This is a genomic window from Terrisporobacter vanillatitrophus (assembly GCF_051148895.1).
GTDB classification, from domain to species: domain Bacteria; phylum Bacillota; class Clostridia; order Peptostreptococcales; family Peptostreptococcaceae; genus Terrisporobacter; species Terrisporobacter vanillatitrophus.
The window spans coordinates 2,519,409-2,538,805 of sequence record NZ_CP154625.1 but is presented as its reverse complement, the minus strand read 5'-3'; the positions used below and the strand labels follow the sequence as shown (position 1 = coordinate 2,538,805).

Here is a 19,397-nt window from a genome sequence, read left to right as displayed (position 1 = left end):
TTTAATTTTAAGTAGGTGAGATTGTGATTAATATAGAAGATGCATTAAGTTATTTTCATAATGAGAGATTATTTGGAGATGATTTTATAAATGCAGAACAAAATAGGCAAAATCAAGCTATAAAAATGGCCACTAATCAAATTGGTAGGTTGAAGTTTAGCATGTATGTTGATGATCTAAAAGAGAATTCAGTAAAAAAGGCTGTTTGTGAACAGGCGTTATATTTAATTCAAACAGCAAATAGTCAAAGACAAAGATTAATTGACCAGGGAGTTACAAGTTTTAGTGTAGAGGGACTTAGTGAAAGTTATGATAGTAAGAAGGTTAAAAATAAAGTATGCAGTGAAGCTATGGAGTATTTAAAACCTTATTTGTTAGGATGTGTTGTTATATGTTAAGAGACTATTTAGGTCAGACATGTACTTTAAAAAGTAAAATAGGAAGTAATGTATATAATGAAGCAGTTTATGAAGAGAAAGAAATACTTTGTAGGCTAGTGGATAAGTACAAGGTTATTACTAATTCAAAAGGTGATGAAGTAGTTTCAAGTGGCGTTATACAATGTGTGGAGCATATTAAAGCTGGTGACTTGATTAATGATAGAAAAGTTATTTCAGTAAGCTATATGACTTCATTAGATGGAATAATTGGATATAGAGGTTATTTAGTATGACGATAGAATTCAAAGGATTAAAAGAATTAAATGCTAAGCTTGAAGAGTTATCGAAGATAGCTCATAACGAAGCAGTAAGTGAATTAGAAGATATAGCTTTAGATTTAGGGAGTAAAGCTTCTGATAGTGCTCCAGTATTAAATGGAGACTTAAGAGGCGATTTAGCAAGACCTAAAAAAGTAAATGAATTATCTTGGAAAGTAGGTTCAAGTTTACCTTACGCAAGAAGACAACATGAAGAAGAGTATAAACACCCTAGAGGTGGAAGTTCTAAATTCTTAGAAAAGCCTTTTAGGGAAAATGTAAATAAATATACAAATGCAATAGGAGAAGCTATAGGGAGGAAGCTAAGATAGATGGAGACTATAGCTAATTTTTTAAAAGATAAAATTGATATTCCAATTACTATTGGAAGCCTTATTGATGGAAATGGAGTAGGCTTATTCTCTACAAGTGGACTAGAGCCTACTTTTTATTTTGATGATGAAGTTCCGTTAGAATACAATGGACTTCAAATAATATCAAGAAATGAAAGCTATTCTAAAGGTGAAAAAATTATTAATGATATATTTAGCATAATGAATAGTTTGGAAGGATATAAACCACAACAGAGTCCTTTTCATATAGGCAAAGATGACAAAGGAAGAAGTGAGTTTAGTGTAAATTACATAATTATGAAAGAAGGTACTTAACATGGCTTTAACAGGTGAAAAAGGTGCAATAAAAACTGGTTTAAATTCAGTTACTAAAATGGAAAATTGGAAACTTAATATAAAAGCAAATGAAGTAGACACTACAAGTTTTGATAGTGATGGATGGGAAGAAACTGAAATTTCTACAAAAGGTTGGGAACTATCAATGGAAGGTGCATTTAACAAAGCAGATACTACAGGTCAAAAAGCAATTATGGCAGCTATAGCTAGTGGAGAGGATTTTCCGGTGGAATTATATACCAATAAAGATGATGAAAAAGCGGATTTTAGTGGGAATGTTAAGATAATTGGACTTGATGTTGAAACTACAGTAAAAGATAAGTTGAAAGTATCTATAAAAGCCAAAGGCAATGGAAAATTAACAGGATTAGAAGCGAGTTTAATAGTATAGGAGTAGGAGGGAACACATGAAAAATAAAGCTGTAAAAGTTGGAGATAAAGAAATATTTGTGGTTGAAAGAAGAATAAAGGAATTAAAAGAATTATTTAAGGATTTTTCAGAAAGTTTCAAAGGCTTTTTAGAAACTGATCTAAAAGATAAAAATACTGATGATATAGTTGATATTATAGTAAATGAAATGGAAAATAAAATAACTTTGATATTCCCACAATTAACCACAGAGGATATTGATAATGCTTATCCTTCTGAAATATCAGCATTAGTTGAAGCTTTTGTAGATGTAAATTTTACAGGAGCAAAGAAGGTTATTTCACAAGTTATGAGACTAGCATAGATGAATTAATTTTCTTTGCAAAAGAGTATAACTATAAAAAGGCAGATATAGAGGAGTTAACAGTAAGAGAAAAAGCTGAAATGTTTGACTCGGATATAGCTGTATATGTTAAGCAGATTAATTACTATGAAAATATGAGTAAATTTGCTAAGTTAGGAATGTGGATTATACAGTGCCTAGGTGGAGATATAGATGATATTGAAGTTCTAATTGGTGAAGCTCCTAGCTTAGAAGCTAAAAGAGAATTAACTCAAGATGATTTAGAATTAATTGAATTTGCTAGAACTAATAGTCTTAAATATAAAGTAACTAACAAAGGTATAAAAATAAGTAAATAAATATAATTTTAGTTTTACTGTTTATTTTGAAACTTCAATATACTACAATTAAAAAAAGTATACATATTTGGAGGGGAAAATGTTTAAGAAAATACTAAGTTTTATATTAATTTGTATTATTTCAATACCTTTAGTAGCTTGTGGAGGCAATGAAGAAGATACGAGCGAAATTGAGAAAGTTGATGAAATTACTCTTACTAAAGATGAAGAAAATAAAGCATTGGAAAATATAAATTTGATGTGTGAAGATACAGCATATGATAAAGCTGACATCAAAATAAAAACAGAATTACAGGAAGATTATACAAAGACAAGTAATGTATTAAAGTTAATAGTTATAAAAGATAGGACTGAAGTTGAAACATATTATAGCCTAAATGGTGCTGGTGATGATATTAAGGATTCAATAAAAAAATCATTAGCATTAGATACAGCAATAACATCAGCTAGTGAAGAAATAAATAAAATAAATGATTTTGATAAAATAGTTGCCGTACTATATAGTTCGGAGCAAGACTACAAAGATGATAATTCATATTGTACTGATATATTAAATATAGAATAACCTAAAGGCCAGTTATCTGGCCTTTTTTATGTCTAAAAATAGAAAGCGAGGTGATGAAATGGCAACAATCGGAGAATTATTTGTTAATCTTAATGCTAATACATCTAACTTTGATAGGGGTATGGATCGAGCGAGTAACAAAGCTAATGGATTAGGACGTGTTATTGAAACTGTATCAAAGAATATAGCTTCTTTTATGATTTATGATGTGGGAAAGAAGTTAGTTTCAGGATTTATAGAAGCTACAAAAGCAGGCATAGATTATAATGCTACATTAGAAACTTCTAGTATAAAGTGGGAAACTCTTTTAGGATCTCAAGAAAAAGCTAATAAAATGTTAAAAGATATAGAAAAGTTCGCAGCAACTACTCCTTTTGAAAAAATGGGAGTAGATACAATGGCTACTTATTTAAATAATGCTGATATCAAGGGACAAGCATTATTTGACCAACTGACTAAATTTGGAGATTTAGCTGGTGCTTTTGGAATACAGGCAGATAGCTTACAAGAAATGGTAAGACAGTATTCTCAAGTAAAACAGGCTGGAGTGGCTTATACAGAGGATTTAAATATTCTGCAAGAAAGAGGTATTCCTATATTTAAAGCTTTAGGTGAAGAATTAGGGATAAATACAGCAGATGTTAAGAAATGGGCTAGTGAAGGTAAAATATCAGCTGATATATACCAAAAGGCTTTAGACGGATTATCTAAAGACTGTGAAGGTGGTATGTCTAAAATGTCGGAATCTTTTACTGGTGTAATATCTACAATTAAAGATACATTTAGCAAAATGACTGGAGTGTTAGCACAACCTATATTTGAAAAATTGAAAGAAGGATCAGTTCAATTGAGAGATAAATTATCATTAATAGTTGACAGTCTTTCTGAAAATGGACTTATGGGTACTATACAAGAGTTTGCTCCTGGTATTGAGCCTTTTGTACAAACAGCTATTAATATATTCCAAACTATGGCCGACACTATGGGAGTTATAATTCAATCTATGACTGATTTTTGGAATGAACATAAAAGTTGGTTAATGCCATTAATTACTTTTGTATGGACTTTTATAAGCACTTTTATAATGAATACTATTACAGCTATTGGCAATGTAGTTCAAAGTGGACTAGCAATAATAGATGGCATTATTAACTTTTTTCAAAATTTATTTCAAGGTAACTTTAGTGGATGCTGGGAGAGTATAAAACAAATTTTTAGTAATGCTATTACCTTTGTATGGAATTGGATGCAAGTACAATTTGCAGTAAATATCCCCAATATGATTAAAAATTTTGCTAAAAATATTCCTGCCCTTCTTAGTAATATGTGGGGTTCAATAAAAGGTTTCTTTAGTGGAGGTATAAGTGCTTGTTTAGGGTTTATTAAAAATTTAATAAGCAATGGAGTTAGTAACTTTAATACACTTAGAACATTTGGTGCTAACGTTTTTCAGGGTTTATGGCAAGTAGCTAAAAATGCAATGTCTAATCTATTAAAATCTGTAATTTCTAATATAAAACAAGTACCAGTCAATGTGAAAAACTTCATGGATGATGCAATACAATATTTAAAGGATATTAATTTATATCAAATAGGTAAAGATATTATCCAAGGATTAATTAATGGTATAAAAGGAATGGGTAAAAGTGTAGCAGATGCAGTCGGTGGAGCTTGTGATAGTGCTATAGATTGGGCAAGAAAAAAATTAGGTATAAACTCACCTTCAAAAGTATTCAAACAGTTTGGTATATGGACTGGGCAAGGTTATGTAAATGGGGTAGATGAAGAAAATTCAAATGTAGGAAAAGCTAGTGCTAGATTAGCAAATAACGTAGTAAGCGGATTTAATAATAACTATAAAGCTTCGAAAATAAGCACAAATATATCATTGGATAAGCAAAAGTTTGACTATGATAGGATGCAGGAAGTATTTACAGATTCACTGAAGAATTTAGACCTAGGTATTATTATGGATGCTAAAAGAGTAGGTCAACTAACATCAAGATATAGTGACGATGAAATAAAAACTATAAATAAACGTAAAAATAGATTGGCAGGTGTATAAAATGAGCAGTTTTTTGAAATATAACAATATAGTCATTACTGATTTAGCCAAAATAAATAAAATAGAAAAGGCTTTGATCCCTGCTAGAGAAATAAATACAATAGACATATTTGAAAGAAATGGAGAATTATTTGACTCTTCTAAAAAGAAAAGTTGTACAATTAAAATTAAGTTACATATTAAAGGTGATACTGTAGAAGATTTTGAAGATAAGAGAAGAAATATATTATTTGCTTTTGATGTAGATAGAGCGAGTTCATTATATTTAGAAGAAAATAAGTTCTGTTATGCAATGCCAAATGAAGAAATTACAGAAGAAGAAATAAATAATAAGCAATGCTTTTTATTTGTAACTTTACTTATATTTGAACATGTATTTTATGATGAAAATGCAAAAGTATTTGAAGGTAGTAAAGAAGTTGAATGTATAAATGGAGGTGATTATGAATGTTTTCCTATTATAAACTTAGGATTTTCAAAAGAAGCTCAATTTGTACAAGTTGAAAATATATCAAATGGAAAGAAAATACTTGCAGGTAATCTTCCAGAATTAGAATTACCTATTCAATCAGAAAAGACAGATATTATTATTGATGAATGTGAAAGTATTTCAGATTGGACTACTGGAACAAATAGTGTAGATTCTGGAAGAAGTACAGATGGAACACTAGCGCTTACTAATAATGGTGATGGAATAAAGGTAGGAACCTATGGAAGTGATATTGGGAATTGGAAAGGTGTAGGAGCCAGAAAAAATTTAGGCCAAAATATAACTGATTTTTATGTAGAAGCTACTTTGGCGCATAATAGTTCAGGTATAAATGGAGATCCTTCTGTTGGAGTGAATGCCACACATAAGGAAGAGATAAAAACAGGTAGTAGGACAAAGTATTATCAGGCTACAGGAACAACTAATGTAAGGAGTGGACCATCTACAAGATATAAAAAAGTTGGTACTCTAAAAAAAGGTGATAACGTAACTCCTATATCAGTTAGTAAAAGCTGGATAAAATTCACATATAAAGGCACTGAACGATATGTAAGTACTAAGTATATGAAAGTAAGATATAAAGATAATACAACTACTATTACTACTAAAAACTTTGTTACAATAAGTCCAACTTATTTAAGAACAAGTTATAATAAAAAATCTAAAATCAAATGTACTATTTCAGCTGGTGATACTGTCAGACTTATAAGTAGTACAAAATATCTAGACCCTTCAGACCAAAAGAAGCAAAGGTATTATTATAAGTTAAGAGAAAAATATAAAGGTTATACAGGTTATGTTGCTGTATCTCAAGTTATGGAAGCATCTGATACATATTATGAATATGATGAAGAATTAGAAACTGCTGATGATAAAACTGCAGCACTTGAAATATATGGCTATAGTGAAAATAATGAAAAGATATTCCGACTTGGATTGTATGACGATGATAAATACTATGAATTTACTTATCCCTTAATTCAGATTGGCTCAAAAGACTTTTTAAAAGACAAAACTATAGCACCTAAACCAAAAACTGAAACATCTGTAAATTCTAGTGATGATAAGTTAACCGTTACAACTGATACGATACTATCAGGACAATATGGTGAGTGGAATGATTTTTATGGTAAGGTTGGAATACAAAGACAAGATAATGAATGGTTTGCTTGGGTGTATAAGTACAAAGATGGTAGATTGGTAAAACGATTAGTTTCAGATAAAATTACTGTAAATGGCTCACCTAGTCAGGCTTTATCTTATATTGTACTTTATATAGGAACTCAAGATATTAATAAAGCTAGTGGTACTGCACTTTACAAATTGGAAGTTAAAAACTTAAATCCGACAACTGAAGAAGAAAGTAATATTTTAAAATTTAACCAAGGTGATGTATTAAAACTAGATTGTTATAATAACGCAGTCTATTTAAACGATAAAGAATTTTCTAATATAGATATAGGCTCACAGTTTTTTGAATTGGAACAGGGAGAAAATATTATTAAAGTTAGAAGTGATGATGAAGATATATCCACTGATGTAATTTTTAACGAGAGGTGGTTTATATAAATGAATATGATATTTGTATTTGATAGTAATAAAAAGTTAATAGGATTTTTAAGTAATAATGGTGCTAATCCAATGGCACCATTTTTTTATGATTTATTTAGGCAAGCATTAACTACTGGTGCAGATACATATGAGTTTACAACTCTAAATAATAGCTACACTTCAAGGATAATAAAGCCAGGTAATTATGTATTATTCTTTTATGATAACAAATATAAAATGTTTCAAATTGTTGAACAAAAATATGAACATAATCGAGGAAGTAAACATGTTACCTCATACTGTGAAGGTGTAGGTCTTGAACTATTAACTGACTATGCAGATCCTTTTATGATAGAAGGTAATTTTAAATTATTTTTAGAAACTGTTCTGCAAGATACAGAATGGAAAGTTGGACATATAAGTGATACTTTAGTTCATAAAACAGCCTTGGTAAAAAGTACTAAAAGAGAAAAAGTATATAAGTTAATTCAAGACAATATTTCCATATTTAATGTTGAAATAGAGTTTAGAGTTGAATTTAATAGAAATAAAGTAACTGGAATGTATATAGATATCTACGAAGAAGGTGAAAGAGGAAGGAAAACATACAAAAGGTTTGAATATGGAGATAATGTAATAAGCATTGAAAAAAATGTAAATATTTATGACTTTGCTAGTGCAGGTATAGGTGAAGGTGAAGATGGTATTGACTTCAAAGACGTTGAATGGAAAAAAAGTCTTGGAGATCCAACAGATAAACCTATTGGCCAAGATTTTGTGGTTAACCATGTTGCAAATGATAGTTTTAATAAAGGTAAAAAATATATAAAGAAATTATATAACTTTAATACTAAAGATAAAAGAGAGTTATTAAGATTAACATATGAAGCATTATTAAAAGATGGAGAACCTAAAATTGACTATGAAGTTAACTTAGGATTAAGAGGTGAAGAATATAAGTCTATAAGAATAGGTGATACTGTTTATGTTATTGACTTTGATTATTTTCCTGTAGTAATGCTTGAAGCTAGAATTGGATTATTAGAAATTTCTTTTACTGATCCTCGTAAAAATAAATGTCTTTTGTCAAACTATAAAGAAGTTCAAAGTAAGATTAAATCATTTAGTAAAGAAGATATAATGAATGATGTCTTAGATTATATATCAAAATTAGAATTAGGTGTTATAACTGAGACTGATATGAAGATATTAAGGGACTACATGGAAAAGATGAATTTTACTAAAAATGAGATAGATTCATTATTCTCAAAATATCAAAATATTATTGTAAATGGTGTTGATATTAAAGGAAGCTCTATAAATATAACTCTTGATGATAAAAGATATTATAAATGTGATTTATTAGATAAATTAGTGTTGAAAGTTGCTAATATCACAAATAGTAATTTTAATAGCATAATAGAATTTAGCACAAAGTATGACTGCTATCCTATGAAGTTAGAGCAAAGTAATGATATTTGGATGATAGGAGAAGATTGTAAAAATGGAGTACTTATAAATAAGGCAGACACGAAATACAGAATAACTGTTACCTATATAAATAATGTAGGTTATCCTCGAAAGTTTAAGGGGCAAGTAGAAGTTGTAAATAGAGGTTCTATGAATTATAAAGTACCCTCTAAGTTTTCAAAAGCTGACCAATTAATTACTTTATCATTGCAATATTACAACAACAGAGGCTTATTTAAATATAATCAATTAACTCCATTAACATATTATTCTCAAGGCAAAAAACCTTCTGATTATGCTTCTAATTGGAAAATTGGAGGGTTATTTCACATTGATTGTAGTACATTCATAAACCAATTATTTAGAGCAAGAGGATATGATAATAGTATTTATAAAAACTTAACATATGGTATGGGGTCAAGTGCCAAATATGGTTGGGGATTTGACATAGGAAGAACTGCTAGTGCACAGGCTGAATGGTGTATAAAAAATGGATATCAATTAAATATATCAACTACAAATGAAACTGAATGGTGGAATTTACTACCTGGAGATTTAGTATTTTGGAGTGCTAGAACAGAATCATCTGAAACAAATGTAGAAAGCAGATACATGCAGGTAAGCCATGTAGCAGTCGTGAGAACTCCTAAAAATTCAAATAATCAAACTACAACTATGGAAGTTACTACAAATAGTGATGTTGTTCTTAATAGAACATTGCAAAATAACTTCCCAGAAAAAATATTATTCTTTGCAAGGGTTAGGAGGTAAGCTGTGGGTTTACAAGATAGTTATAATAACTTTAATTCTTCCAGTAATTCTCTTATAAGCCTTATAGAAGGTATTATTTCAAATGGTGAATTTACAGAAGAAGATAAAAATAATTTAAATACTTTAAAAATAGGCTATAATTCTTCTTACATTGATATTAAAGAAGAATTGCAAAATGCTAGTAACATAGAGCTTGAAAAGAAAATAATTGAAATAGCTAGCAAAAATTCTAATTTATCTCAATTAGATGTGTTTAATGCTCTAACTAACAACGGACAAGCTCAAGGTATTTTTATTGATGAAGAAACAGAAGAAGTATACATTAACGCAGAATTTTTACAAACAAGAGGTTTACGAGTTGTAAATGATAATAATGAACAAACCTTATATATAGATGAAAATGGAAATCTTACTACATCTGGTGATATAGTAGGTGGTACTATAACAGGTGCAAAATTACAAGCACTTACTATAGATACAAATGAAGTTAATATCCAATCACAAGATGGTGGAATGGTGCTGAAGGGTGCTTTGCAAAAGTTCACAGACGAAAATGGCAATGTAAGAATTTTAATCGGTAAAGATGCAGACAATACATTCAAATTTCTCCTACTTGGTGAAAATGGTTCGACTGTACTTATAGATGAAGATGGAATTAAATCAGATGCAATTGCAACTGGAACTATAATAGGTGCACATATTAAAGGTGAAACAATCGAAGGAATTCATATAAAAGGTGAAACTATAACAGGGAATCATATACAAGGTGATTCTATTACTGGTACACATATTAAAGGAGAAACAATCGAGGGTACACATATTAAAAGTAATACTATAACTGGTACCCACATCCAAGGTTATACTATTGGAGCAGAACATATACAAGCAGGCTCTATAACTGCTAATAACATTGCTTCTGGAACTATAACTTCAAATGAAATAGCGAGTAATTCTATTGTTGCTTCAAATTTAAAAACTGGAACAATCACTGCTGAGTCAGGAGTAATTGCAAATGGAGCCATAACAACAGCCATGATAGGTACTGGAGTTATAGGTGAATCTCAAATAGCAGACGCATCTATAACAGATGCTAAAATAGTCGAATTAACAGCAAGTAAATTAACAACTGGAACATTGGATGCTGCTAATATAGATGTTATAAATCTGAATTGCGCTAATTTAACAGTTGGCACGATAAATGGACAACAAATTGCTTCTGGATCAATAGATGGAGGTCATATTAAGACTGGAATTATAAAAGGAGAACATATAGGAGTAGGAACAATAAAAAGTGACAATATAGCAAACGGTTCAATTACCGAAGACAAAATACCACTAGGAGAAATTGCAGCAAGTAAATTAAACATATCATCGCATATGTTATTTTAAAAAATAAAACGAGGAGAGGTATTAAATTATGTTATTTTTTAAAAAGAAAAGAAAAGAAGACACAGAAATAGAGAAAGTAGTAAAAGACATATTAGATAGTGAATTAAAATCTATATTACACGATGTAACTTATAGACTAGAAACGTTGTATGCAAAAGAATTTGATAAAATTAATAATACTATTTCTAAAATAAGTTCAAGAGATTTAAATTTAGCAAGTCATATGTTAGATGGATATGTTATAGAAGATAACAAGCCAACTACTGGTTCAATTCAATGGACTGATTGTAATATAGTATACAAAGGAGTCAATTATACAATAGTAAATGGAAGTACAAACAAGAAATATGTTTGGTGGGATTTTTCTGCTACAGATAAAACAGTATATCAAGTATCAGATACAAAACCAACTTTAGAAGAAGATGATGTACTTGTGTTTATAAATGACGGAGGTATGCATTCAACAGTAATTGGTAGTGGTAAACTTACTCATGGAGCAGCGATAGCTAATGGTTCTTTATCTGGTGGAGAATTAAAAAATGGTGCTATTGGAACGTTACAAATAGCTTCTGGAGCAATTAATAGTGGTTTAATAGCTTCTGGAGCTATAACTTCTGGAAAACTTGGAAGTGGAGCAGTTTCAACATCAAACTTAGCAGCTGGAGCTGTAGATGCTAATGCATTAGGCTCAGGAGCTGTAACAAGTACAAAAATAGGAAGTGGAGCTGTAACTTCTACAGCTATAGCATCGGGAGCTGTTGGTTCTACAGCTATTGCAGCAAACGCTGTTACAGCTACACAACTTGCATCTGGAGCAGTTACATCTGGCAAAATAGGCTCAGGAGCTGTCTCAAGTACTAATTTAGCCTCTGGAGCAGTAACTTCTGCAGCTATAGCAGCTGGAGCTGTTGGTTCTACAGCTATTGCGGCTGGTGCTGTAACAGGTACTCAAATAGGAGCCGGAGCAGTTGCATCAGATAAATTAAATATAGCTGCCCATATTATATTTTAAAATTAAAAGAAAGTAGGAACTCATATGAGTTTTACAATACAAAATAACACACCTTCCGCAGGATGTATTCAATGGTCAAATTTAAATATGACATATAAGGGTGTAACTTATGCAATTGTTAATGGATATACAAATGCAACATATGCATATTGGACACCTACTTATCCTAACAATTTAGTTGTTAGTAATGTATTTCCAACATTAGGAAATGATGACTGTTTAATATTTTTAAATAAGGGTGGTATATCAACAACAGTGCCCACTGCTACTATAGTTCCTGGAGATTTATTAGTTCCAGGAACTATAACAGCTAATGCTATTGCTGCAAATACAATAACTGGAGATAAAATAGTAGCTGGAACTATAAGTGCATCAAATCTAGCAACAAATAGTGTGAGTGCAGATAAAATAGCAGCTAATGCAATAGGAGCAGATAAAATAGCAGCTAATGCAATAATAAGTGATAAAATATTAGCAGAAGCAGTAACTGGAAATAAAATCGCAGCAAAAACTATAACTGCTAATAATATTGCTGCAGAAACAATAACTGCGAATGAAATAAAAGCAGCTACAATTACATCAAGTGAAATAGCAAGTAATACTATAACTGCTAGTAATATTGCTTCTGGAACTATCTCAGCAGATAAATTAAAAATTCAATCAAGAGATAGTTTTTCAATAAATCCTAATTTCTTAAATTGGACATCGACTTATCCTTTAGGAATAAGTTCTTGGTCATCAAGTGTTGGTACAAAAGTTTTAGTAGATTCAAGAAATGTTCTACAATATCAAGTTGATGTTGCTACTACTCAAATGGGAGCATATCTACAAAAAAGTTTTTTTAATAGTGGATTGAGTCTAGATGGAATAGAATATATTGGTCTTGAATCAAAATTCAGATTAACAAGTGGTACAAATCCTGCAGGAGCATGTATGTTACTAGATATACATTATACAGATGGAACTTACGATAGACTTACTTTAAGTTTAAAAACTATTTTCCCAACTGTAACAACAAATACTTGGTATACAGCAAAAAAAGTATTTAAAGTTCCTAACACACAAAAAACATTTAAAGAAATATCTGGATATTTATTAGCAAACTGGTCTAGTGAAACAAATACTGTAAAAACTATACAGTTTGCAGGATGCAATGGTTATGCTTGTACAGAGCAAGACTATTTAACACAAACTTGGTCAGTTGGCACAGAGATAAATGGTGCGAATATCAAAACAGGAACATTGGATGCCAGTAGAGTATTAGCAGGAACTATTAAAGCTGATCAAATAGATGTTGCAACACTTACGGGAAAAACATTAACTTCTGGAAGAATTATAGGTACAGTAATTCAAAATGCAGAAACTAATCCTACATTTAAAGTTGAAGCAAATGGAAATATAACTGGAGCTTCAATAACTGGTTCGAGTGTAACTACTATAGCTAATTCAGGAGTATATCAATATACTACGCAAATTGTTAATGGTGTTATTACTGGTTCTGCTCTACAAAGTGGAGAAGTTCAATACGAATCAGAAATTGCTCCAAAATATATTAATTTATTTGAAAATGGTGGTACCGGAACATCTGTAATGAATCTTGCTATAGATAATATTTTTATGAGAAGACAAGATGGATTATATATCGTTGACTTGGGAAGAAAAGATATTAATGGCTATTATACTAACTATTTAGGTGTAAATACAACAATAGATGCAAATTTAACTGTAAATGGTACAATTACTGGTTCTTTAAGTGGTAATGCAACTACAGCATCTACACTACAAACAGCTAGAACTATAAACGGAACTAGTTTCAATGGTAGTGGAAATATTACAACAGCTAACTGGGGAACAGCTAGAAACTTAACTATAGGTAATACAGCAAAATCTGTAAATGGTTCTGCAAATGTATCTTGGTCAACTGCAGAAATAGGAACATTTAGGGCAGTAAATGCAAATGGCTATTATGGATTAGGACTTCCTGATGGCACTACTTCTAACTGGATAAGAACAACTACTAATGGTATTATTCCATATACGTCTGGTGGAAGTAGTTCAATAGGAACATCTTCATGGAGATTTAATAATGGATATTTTGATATGATAGATGCAAATGGTGGAGTAACTTCACCAGGAATAAGAAGTACAGGTGAATTGATTCTTGCATGTGATAGTGCAAATATAGACTATACTGGAACAATAGCATCTAGGATTAGATATAGAAGTTCTAGTGGTAACTATTATTTTGACCCACATGAAAATGGTACAGTAAGACTTGGAAGTACAACTTACAGTTGGAATATCGTGTATTCAAAAAATGGGGTTAGTACGACATCTGATAGAAACTATAAAGAAAACATAAAGTATGTAAATAAAGATGCTACATGTTTTAGTAATGCAGACATGTACAAATTTATGAAAGATGATTATTTACTTGCACAGTACAACTACATTGGTGATGATATTGAAGATGAAAAAATATCTGCCATCGCTCAAGACTTACTTGTAAACATAGATGGAACTGACAATAAGTTAGGACAATTAGTAGTCAACTACAAAGATGCAGTGGAAATGAATGAACAAGGTGAAAATTCAAAACTAAGCATCAACCAAACACAATTGTTAAATGTAGCAATTGGAGCATTGCAACATGCAATGTTTAAAATAGAAGAATTAGAAAAACGAATAGGAGAAAGTATATAATATGCAATTAGATATAAATGAAATAATAGAAATATTCACTAAAAAAATGGGTGATAAAGAAAAAGAGAATGTAATGTTACAGGCTCAAATAATTCAATTAAGTAAACATGTAGAAAGTTTAAATGAAAAAATAGAAGATTTAGAAACACAATTAGAACCATTGCCAGAAATGGTCCAATAAGAAAAAGACAATGAAGGTAGAAATACCTTCTTTTTTAATACAAATTTATTTATAAAAAGGAGAAAGAGACAACATGGAAATAACATTAGAAGTATTATTTAAAGTATTTTTTGTAGGAATATCAGTAGACTTTATTGCAGGAATATTAGCAGCTGCTAAGGAAGGAGGATTAAAATCAAGGAGATGTAGTGAAGGAATGTTTAGAAGCTTTGGTGAGTGTATAGTTCTTGGTATATTTATAGCCTTAGATTATTTTATACCTCAAATTAGTGCGTACATAGGAACATTTATTATAGGGTTTATTTTTAAAGAGGGACTTAGTATCATAGAAAACTTAGTAAGGTTAGATGTATGGGTTCCAAATAGCATAAAAAGAACTTTAGAAGTTGGAGCAGATAAAGTTGATAAATTAAATAATTAGTTAAAAAATAAAGTGACTTTGTTTAGATCATAGACAAGTCACTTTTTAATTTAATAAAAAATAAGAAAAAGAAGGTAAAAATATGAGTAAAATAACTAATGGAGTAATAAAAAATGGAATAAAAATAGGATATGCTACAGTAATAAGCACAGATTTATTAAAGGCTGGTCATGCAATACCATATGTGAGTTATAAACCTACATCAATTACAATACACGAAACAGATTGTCCTGATGTAAGTGCAAAGACTATATATAAGTCATTATCAAATGCAAATGTTGATACAACAAGAGCAAAGGCAAGTTTTCAAATAACTGTAGATGCAGATAATATAAGACAATGTGTTAATTTATTAAGAACATGTTGGCATGCTGGAGATGCAACAGGTAACAAGACCTCTATAGGAATAGAAATCTGCCAATATTCGAAAGATAAAGAAAAACAAAAGAAAGCTTACCAAAATACTGCAGAGTTAGTAAAAATATTAAAATCAGAACTTGGTATAAAAAAAGTATATAGACATTATGACTGGACAAAAAAGAACTGTCCATCTTATATGTTAAATAAGAAATACTCAGGGCTTACTTGGGATTGGTTTACTAATCTATTAACTACTAAACAATATAAACAATTGCTAAACGGCGATTATAACAAAAAATATAAAGTTATAAGTAATACTTTAAATGTAAGAGAAGCTAGACCAGATAAAAATGGTAATCTAGCTAAAGTTAAATTTGTACTTAAAGAAGGAGCTATAGTAGAGGTAGGATATGTTTATAATGGCTGGGCTAGCATATGGGTAGAAGGTGATATGGGTTACATAAATACTAGCAATAAGTATATAACATTATTATAAATAACAAAGATAATAATGTGTATCTTCGTTAGCAAACTTTTAATCTATTATTCATTAAGACTGTCAGATGAATCAAAATGTATGTGCTTTAAAGACTAACTGTTATTACACCGGATATGCTAATATGAATAAATAAAGTTACAAATCATGTAAAGGAAGAAAATTATATTCTAAAATTATCGGAGAATATAGATTTGAAAAAAATGTACATATTGTTAAAGGTGAATAAAGTACAAAGGAGATGGACAACAAACCATCTCCTTTGTTATTATATTAAATTTAAGAGTTGTTAAAGAGAATACTTTAACAACCAAATAATAAACACTACCAGAATAACCGCCTTTATTATAACTTCCTTCATCTTTTTTTCTTTGTAAGTTTCCCATATAATATTACCACCGATTGCAAAGTATGGTAATAATACTGAATATGGTAATGAACCTAAATTTGAAAATAATTTAATATATTCTAATAGATATCCAATTAATACTAATATTACTATGATTATAAACCATAATGTATATTCTTTAGCTTCATGTTTGATAAGTGCCACCTCCTTATTTATAGTTGCTAAATATTGTTTATTATAATAAAATTATGCCCGTCTATATGTAACACTGCAATATATAAATTTATATGGATTTTATCGTTATATTAAATTTATAATAGGGGGTAAATAGAAGTGAAGAAAAAATTTATTTTAAAAGTGACATCGTTGGCGTTAATGGGGTTAATGTTATTTAATACTATTGGATGTCCTGTATATGCTAGTGAAGTAGACACAACAACTGATGATTTAGATTCAGTTGTTAATGATAACTCAGAAATCGGCATATATCTTGGAGGTGGACCTAGTCCAAGTGCAGCATGGACAAAATCAGGAACTTATAAAGTTAAATATACAGCTAAACAAGTTAAAAATATGGCTTATATGGCTAAAAAAGCCACATCTGTAGGAAAAGTAGGTGATGCAGCATACAAAATTACCTGTGAATTTATGTCTCTTCTTACAGGAAAGATAGCTGGAGCAACAGGCTACATAGCTGGTAAATATCTAGGATATGTGGCAGCTGTAGATACATATGGAAATATGACTGTACGTAGTTATAATGTTTTAAGTAAAGCTGCTGCTGCAAACAGAAGTGTTACTGTAACATACCAAAGATATGTAAGACCAGCAACTAATACTGATTGCTTAGCAGAGGCTATAAGTTGGAAATAAATTTAAAACAGAAAATTATAATTAATTTATATGTATAAAATTCCTAGAGTGTGTCTATAATTTTAATATATGTTAAGTATTAAAAATTTGTAAATGAAAAGGCTAGTATGGAATTATCCTTACTAGCTTTTAATTTATTCTTCATAAAATTAGATTTCTTAAATAGTAAATGGATAAACTATTTTAGTACTTAATTTTCTATGTATAATTTTGCAGTTACACTAGAACTGGTAATCAGTTAGCTGGAGTAACTACCTTACACTTATCAGAAGTTTGTAAAGCATCTACAACTCTAAGTATTTCAGGAATATTTCTTCCTGTAGTAAGTGGATAATAAAGTATTGTTCTTAGAATTTGTTTATCATCTATTATAAATACAGTTCTTACAGTTGATGTAGAACTCATTTCTTCGGAAATCATTCCGTATTGTTTTGATATTTTCATATCGCGATCTTCAATAATTGGGAAAGGTATAGTTATTCCTGTAATTTGTAAAATATTATATACCCAAGCTAAGTGAGACGTATTGCTATCAACACTAAGTCCTAATAATTTAGTATTTCTTTTTTCAAACTCTGGAGCTAAGTTTGTAAATGCTATAAATTCACTAGTACATACAGGAGTAAAATCTCCTGGATGAGAAAATAGTACTAACCAACTTCCAGTATAATCAGAAAGTTCTATGGGCCCAAATGTAGTATTTGCTTTAAAGTTTGGGGCCTTTTCTCCTAAGTTTGGAAGACATGCCATAAAAATCACCTCGTTAAAAAGAATTATATATCTATTTATTTTATTAATTATTAAGACTTAATGTTACTAATTTAAGATATTTACTATTAAAATGTTATATATTTAACAATTAGTTTTCACAAGATTATAAAATAACTTTTTTTTCTACAATATATTCTATAAACATTGCCAATATTGTATAAGTTTGTTATTATTATAGATATAATGTTATTTTTATAAATATATATAAAGTTGAGGTGAGGGGCATGAAAAAAACATTTAAGAGGTTAATAGGAAAGAGCATAAATATGTTTGATCACATAAGAAAAATAGGGGAAAGAACGTTAAAGATTACAGCACAGTCGGCAGTTGTTTGTTGTCCTGTGGTATTAACACTAGTTATAGTTAATGCAATACTAGGTGTAAATATAAGGTTTAGTTATTATTTAATATTAGCTGGATTAGTTACAGTATGTTCATCTCTAATATTATGTGCGTTTAAATGGGAACAAATTATTGCAAAACCTATTAAGATATCTAAGAAAAGTGTTCCTGCTAAAACTGATAGAAAAACACAAAGAGCTATTCATAGAAAGAGAAAAAGAATATCTTAGTTAAGAGACTTTAAATAAACCGCAATTTATTTTTAATAAATTTGCGGTTTTTTTATATTTAAAACATATTATTTTATAAGAGTAAATTGACTAAGGAGGTTAATGATGAAATTTTCGGTTTTTAGTAAAAGTGTGGTAGGATACAAAAATATAATTAAAAATAAATCATCGCAAGATTATTTGAAATTTGAAAATATAAAAGATGGATTAATATGTGCTGTAGCAGATGGTCATAGTGGTGATTTTTTTATTAATAGCCATTTAGGATCTAAGTTTGCATGTGAGGTGGCAATTGAAATATTAAAAAAATATGCAGATGAAGATATTAGTAAAATTAAAACTTTATTAGATAATAAAACATTACAAAAAGAAATTTGTAAAGGTTGGAGAATGTTAGTTGAACAAAACATGAAAAATAGCCTTCCCATGGTATTTAAATATAACTATTTCGTATACGGAACTACTTTGCTAGGGGTTATGATTAAAAATGAATATATAATTTATTTAAAACTTGGTGATGGAGATATTTTAATTAAACAAGATGATAATATTAAAAAAGTTTTACCTTCATACAATAAAAATATAGTTGACTGTTTAGCAGAGGAAAAAGCTTACGATAAAATGATTTATAAAGTTATAAAAAATGAAATGAATATAAGTAACATAATAATCTATTCTGACGGCTTTGAAAATAGCTTTACTTCATATAAAAGTATGGTAAATGATATAGATAATACATTGATAAAGTACAATAAAAATATATTTTCAAAAATGAAGTTAGAGAAAAATTATGATAAGGAATTAAGTGATTTAAGCAAAAATGGTTGTTTAGATGATATAAGTATAATTTTTGTGAATGTTTTGTTCTAAATATGTAAGTTTAGTGTATTATTGAGGTAT

The 19,397-nt window shown here is 29.5% G+C and carries 22 protein-coding genes; 20 read left to right on the top strand and 2 right to left on the bottom strand.

What is annotated here, in order from left to right; all coding sequences use genetic code 11:
* Positions 1 to 23 precede the first annotated feature (23 nt).
* The 17 genes from TVTCOM_RS12645 (at position 24) to TVTCOM_RS12565 (ending at position 15,932) form a co-directional block, all read left to right on the top strand.
* Positions 24 to 398, top strand: a complete 375-nt coding sequence (locus TVTCOM_RS12645; protein ID WP_434796630.1) for a hypothetical protein — start codon at positions 24 to 26, stop codon at positions 396 to 398.
* Entirely contained in the window at positions 392 to 673 is a 282-nt protein-coding gene (locus TVTCOM_RS12640) for a hypothetical protein (protein ID WP_434796629.1), read from the top strand. Before TVTCOM_RS12645 ends, TVTCOM_RS12640 begins: the two co-directional genes overlap by 7 nt.
* Positions 670 to 1,029, top strand: coding sequence for an HK97 gp10 family phage protein (locus tag TVTCOM_RS12635; protein ID WP_434796628.1), 360 nt, complete (start codon positions 670 to 672; stop codon positions 1,027 to 1,029). The genes TVTCOM_RS12640 and TVTCOM_RS12635 overlap by 4 nt, the downstream gene beginning before the upstream one ends.
* On the top strand, positions 1,030 to 1,365 hold the full coding sequence (locus TVTCOM_RS12630; RefSeq protein ID WP_434796627.1) for a phage tail terminator protein: 336 nt from the start codon (positions 1,030 to 1,032) through the stop codon (positions 1,363 to 1,365).
* A 1-nt stretch (position 1,366) separates the two neighbouring features.
* Entirely contained in the window at positions 1,367 to 1,777 is a 411-nt protein-coding gene (locus tag TVTCOM_RS12625) for a phage tail tube protein (protein WP_434796626.1), read from the top strand.
* A gap of 16 nt (positions 1,778 to 1,793) precedes the next feature.
* On the top strand, positions 1,794 to 2,120 hold the full coding sequence (locus TVTCOM_RS12620) for a hypothetical protein (protein WP_434796625.1): 327 nt from the start codon (positions 1,794 to 1,796) through the stop codon (positions 2,118 to 2,120).
* Positions 2,121 to 2,200: 80 nt separating this feature from the next.
* Positions 2,201 to 2,458 (top strand): hypothetical protein, encoded by a 258-nt coding sequence (locus TVTCOM_RS12615; RefSeq protein WP_434796624.1) that lies wholly within the window; start codon positions 2,201 to 2,203, stop codon positions 2,456 to 2,458.
* A 79-nt stretch (positions 2,459 to 2,537) separates the two neighbouring features.
* Positions 2,538 to 3,023 (top strand): hypothetical protein, encoded by a 486-nt coding sequence (locus TVTCOM_RS12610; RefSeq protein WP_434796623.1) that lies wholly within the window; start codon positions 2,538 to 2,540, stop codon positions 3,021 to 3,023.
* A gap of 28 nt (positions 3,024 to 3,051) precedes the next feature.
* Positions 3,052 to 5,088, top strand: a complete 2,037-nt coding sequence (locus TVTCOM_RS12605) for a tape measure protein (protein WP_434796622.1) — start codon at positions 3,052 to 3,054, stop codon at positions 5,086 to 5,088.
* A 1-nt stretch (position 5,089) separates the two neighbouring features.
* A complete protein-coding gene (locus TVTCOM_RS12600; protein ID WP_434796621.1) occupies positions 5,090 to 7,147 on the top strand; it encodes an SH3 domain-containing protein in 2,058 nt (685 codons plus the stop codon).
* Positions 7,148 to 9,370, top strand: coding sequence for a phage tail protein (locus TVTCOM_RS12595; protein ID WP_434796620.1), 2,223 nt, complete (start codon positions 7,148 to 7,150; stop codon positions 9,368 to 9,370).
* Positions 9,371 to 9,373: 3 nt separating this feature from the next.
* Positions 9,374 to 10,759, top strand: coding sequence for a hypothetical protein (locus tag TVTCOM_RS12590; RefSeq protein WP_434796619.1), 1,386 nt, complete (start codon positions 9,374 to 9,376; stop codon positions 10,757 to 10,759).
* A 28-nt stretch (positions 10,760 to 10,787) separates the two neighbouring features.
* Complete coding sequence (locus TVTCOM_RS12585; protein ID WP_434796618.1) at positions 10,788 to 11,771, top strand: hypothetical protein; 984 nt, start codon at positions 10,788 to 10,790, stop codon at positions 11,769 to 11,771.
* 24 nt (positions 11,772 to 11,795) lie between these two features.
* On the top strand, positions 11,796 to 14,474 hold the full coding sequence (locus tag TVTCOM_RS12580) for a hypothetical protein (RefSeq protein WP_434796617.1): 2,679 nt from the start codon (positions 11,796 to 11,798) through the stop codon (positions 14,472 to 14,474).
* Between the two features lies 1 nt (position 14,475).
* Positions 14,476 to 14,655, top strand: coding sequence for an MbeD/MobD family mobilization/exclusion protein (locus TVTCOM_RS12575; protein ID WP_434796616.1), 180 nt, complete (start codon positions 14,476 to 14,478; stop codon positions 14,653 to 14,655).
* A 73-nt stretch (positions 14,656 to 14,728) separates the two neighbouring features.
* A complete protein-coding gene (locus tag TVTCOM_RS12570; protein WP_434796615.1) occupies positions 14,729 to 15,076 on the top strand; it encodes a phage holin family protein in 348 nt (115 codons plus the stop codon).
* Positions 15,077 to 15,158: 82 nt separating this feature from the next.
* Positions 15,159 to 15,932 carry a peptidoglycan recognition protein family protein gene (locus tag TVTCOM_RS12565; RefSeq protein WP_434796614.1) on the top strand — a complete coding sequence of 258 codons (774 nt, stop codon included), beginning with the start codon at positions 15,159 to 15,161 and terminating at the stop codon, positions 15,930 to 15,932.
* 215 nt (positions 15,933 to 16,147) lie between these two features.
* On the opposite strand, the gene TVTCOM_RS12560 is transcribed toward TVTCOM_RS12565, so the two are convergent.
* A complete protein-coding gene (locus TVTCOM_RS12560; RefSeq protein ID WP_434796613.1) occupies positions 16,148 to 16,318 on the bottom strand; it encodes a hypothetical protein in 171 nt (56 codons plus the stop codon).
* Between the two features lie 296 nt (positions 16,319 to 16,614).
* Between TVTCOM_RS12560 and TVTCOM_RS12555 the strand changes: the two genes are divergently transcribed.
* Complete coding sequence (locus tag TVTCOM_RS12555; RefSeq protein ID WP_434796612.1) at positions 16,615 to 17,154, top strand: hypothetical protein; 540 nt, start codon at positions 16,615 to 16,617, stop codon at positions 17,152 to 17,154.
* 234 nt (positions 17,155 to 17,388) lie between these two features.
* Here the strand turns inward: TVTCOM_RS12555 and TVTCOM_RS12550 are convergent, their stop codons facing one another.
* Positions 17,389 to 17,904: a peroxiredoxin gene (locus TVTCOM_RS12550; RefSeq protein WP_434796611.1), complete on the bottom strand. Its 516-nt coding sequence runs from the start codon at positions 17,902 to 17,904 to the stop codon at positions 17,389 to 17,391.
* 245 nt (positions 17,905 to 18,149) lie between these two features.
* Here TVTCOM_RS12550 and TVTCOM_RS12545 point away from each other — a divergent pair, with 245 nt between their 5' ends.
* Entirely contained in the window at positions 18,150 to 18,497 is a 348-nt protein-coding gene (locus TVTCOM_RS12545) for a hypothetical protein (RefSeq protein ID WP_434796610.1), read from the top strand.
* A gap of 105 nt (positions 18,498 to 18,602) precedes the next feature.
* Complete coding sequence (locus TVTCOM_RS12540) at positions 18,603 to 19,367, top strand: protein phosphatase 2C domain-containing protein (RefSeq protein ID WP_434796609.1); 765 nt, start codon at positions 18,603 to 18,605, stop codon at positions 19,365 to 19,367.
* The last annotated feature ends 30 nt before the right edge of the window (positions 19,368 to 19,397 follow it).

Excerpts from the sequence above, each read along its gene's own strand:
- TVTCOM_RS12570 (WP_434796615.1), top strand. The coding sequence starts at position 14,729 with ATGGAAATAACATTAGAAGTATTATTTAAAGTATTTTTTGTAGGAATA.
- TVTCOM_RS12550 (WP_434796611.1), bottom strand. The coding sequence starts at position 17,904 with ATGGCATGTCTTCCAAACTTAGGAGAAAAGGCCCCAAACTTTAAAGCA.
- TVTCOM_RS12605 (WP_434796622.1), top strand. The coding sequence starts at position 3,052 with ATGTCTAAAAATAGAAAGCGAGGTGATGAAATGGCAACAATCGGAGAA.
- TVTCOM_RS12565 (WP_434796614.1), top strand. The coding sequence starts at position 15,159 with ATGAGTAAAATAACTAATGGAGTAATAAAAAATGGAATAAAAATAGGA.
- TVTCOM_RS12610 (WP_434796623.1), top strand. The coding sequence starts at position 2,538 with ATGTTTAAGAAAATACTAAGTTTTATATTAATTTGTATTATTTCAATA.
- TVTCOM_RS12575 (WP_434796616.1), top strand. The coding sequence starts at position 14,476 with ATGCAATTAGATATAAATGAAATAATAGAAATATTCACTAAAAAAATG.
- TVTCOM_RS12600 (WP_434796621.1), top strand. The coding sequence starts at position 5,090 with ATGAGCAGTTTTTTGAAATATAACAATATAGTCATTACTGATTTAGCC.
- TVTCOM_RS12615 (WP_434796624.1), top strand. The coding sequence starts at position 2,201 with ATGTTTGACTCGGATATAGCTGTATATGTTAAGCAGATTAATTACTAT.
- TVTCOM_RS12625 (WP_434796626.1), top strand. The coding sequence starts at position 1,367 with ATGGCTTTAACAGGTGAAAAAGGTGCAATAAAAACTGGTTTAAATTCA.
- TVTCOM_RS12630 (WP_434796627.1), top strand. The coding sequence starts at position 1,030 with ATGGAGACTATAGCTAATTTTTTAAAAGATAAAATTGATATTCCAATT.
- TVTCOM_RS12620 (WP_434796625.1), top strand. The coding sequence starts at position 1,794 with ATGAAAAATAAAGCTGTAAAAGTTGGAGATAAAGAAATATTTGTGGTT.
- TVTCOM_RS12540 (WP_434796609.1), top strand. The coding sequence starts at position 18,603 with ATGAAATTTTCGGTTTTTAGTAAAAGTGTGGTAGGATACAAAAATATA.
- TVTCOM_RS12640 (WP_434796629.1), top strand. The coding sequence starts at position 392 with ATGTTAAGAGACTATTTAGGTCAGACATGTACTTTAAAAAGTAAAATA.
- TVTCOM_RS12595 (WP_434796620.1), top strand. The coding sequence starts at position 7,148 with ATGAATATGATATTTGTATTTGATAGTAATAAAAAGTTAATAGGATTT.
- TVTCOM_RS12545 (WP_434796610.1), top strand. The coding sequence starts at position 18,150 with ATGAAAAAAACATTTAAGAGGTTAATAGGAAAGAGCATAAATATGTTT.
- TVTCOM_RS12635 (WP_434796628.1), top strand. The coding sequence starts at position 670 with ATGACGATAGAATTCAAAGGATTAAAAGAATTAAATGCTAAGCTTGAA.
- TVTCOM_RS12560 (WP_434796613.1), bottom strand. The coding sequence starts at position 16,318 with ATGGGAAACTTACAAAGAAAAAAAGATGAAGGAAGTTATAATAAAGGC.
- TVTCOM_RS12585 (WP_434796618.1), top strand. The coding sequence starts at position 10,788 with ATGTTATTTTTTAAAAAGAAAAGAAAAGAAGACACAGAAATAGAGAAA.
- TVTCOM_RS12580 (WP_434796617.1), top strand. The coding sequence starts at position 11,796 with ATGAGTTTTACAATACAAAATAACACACCTTCCGCAGGATGTATTCAA.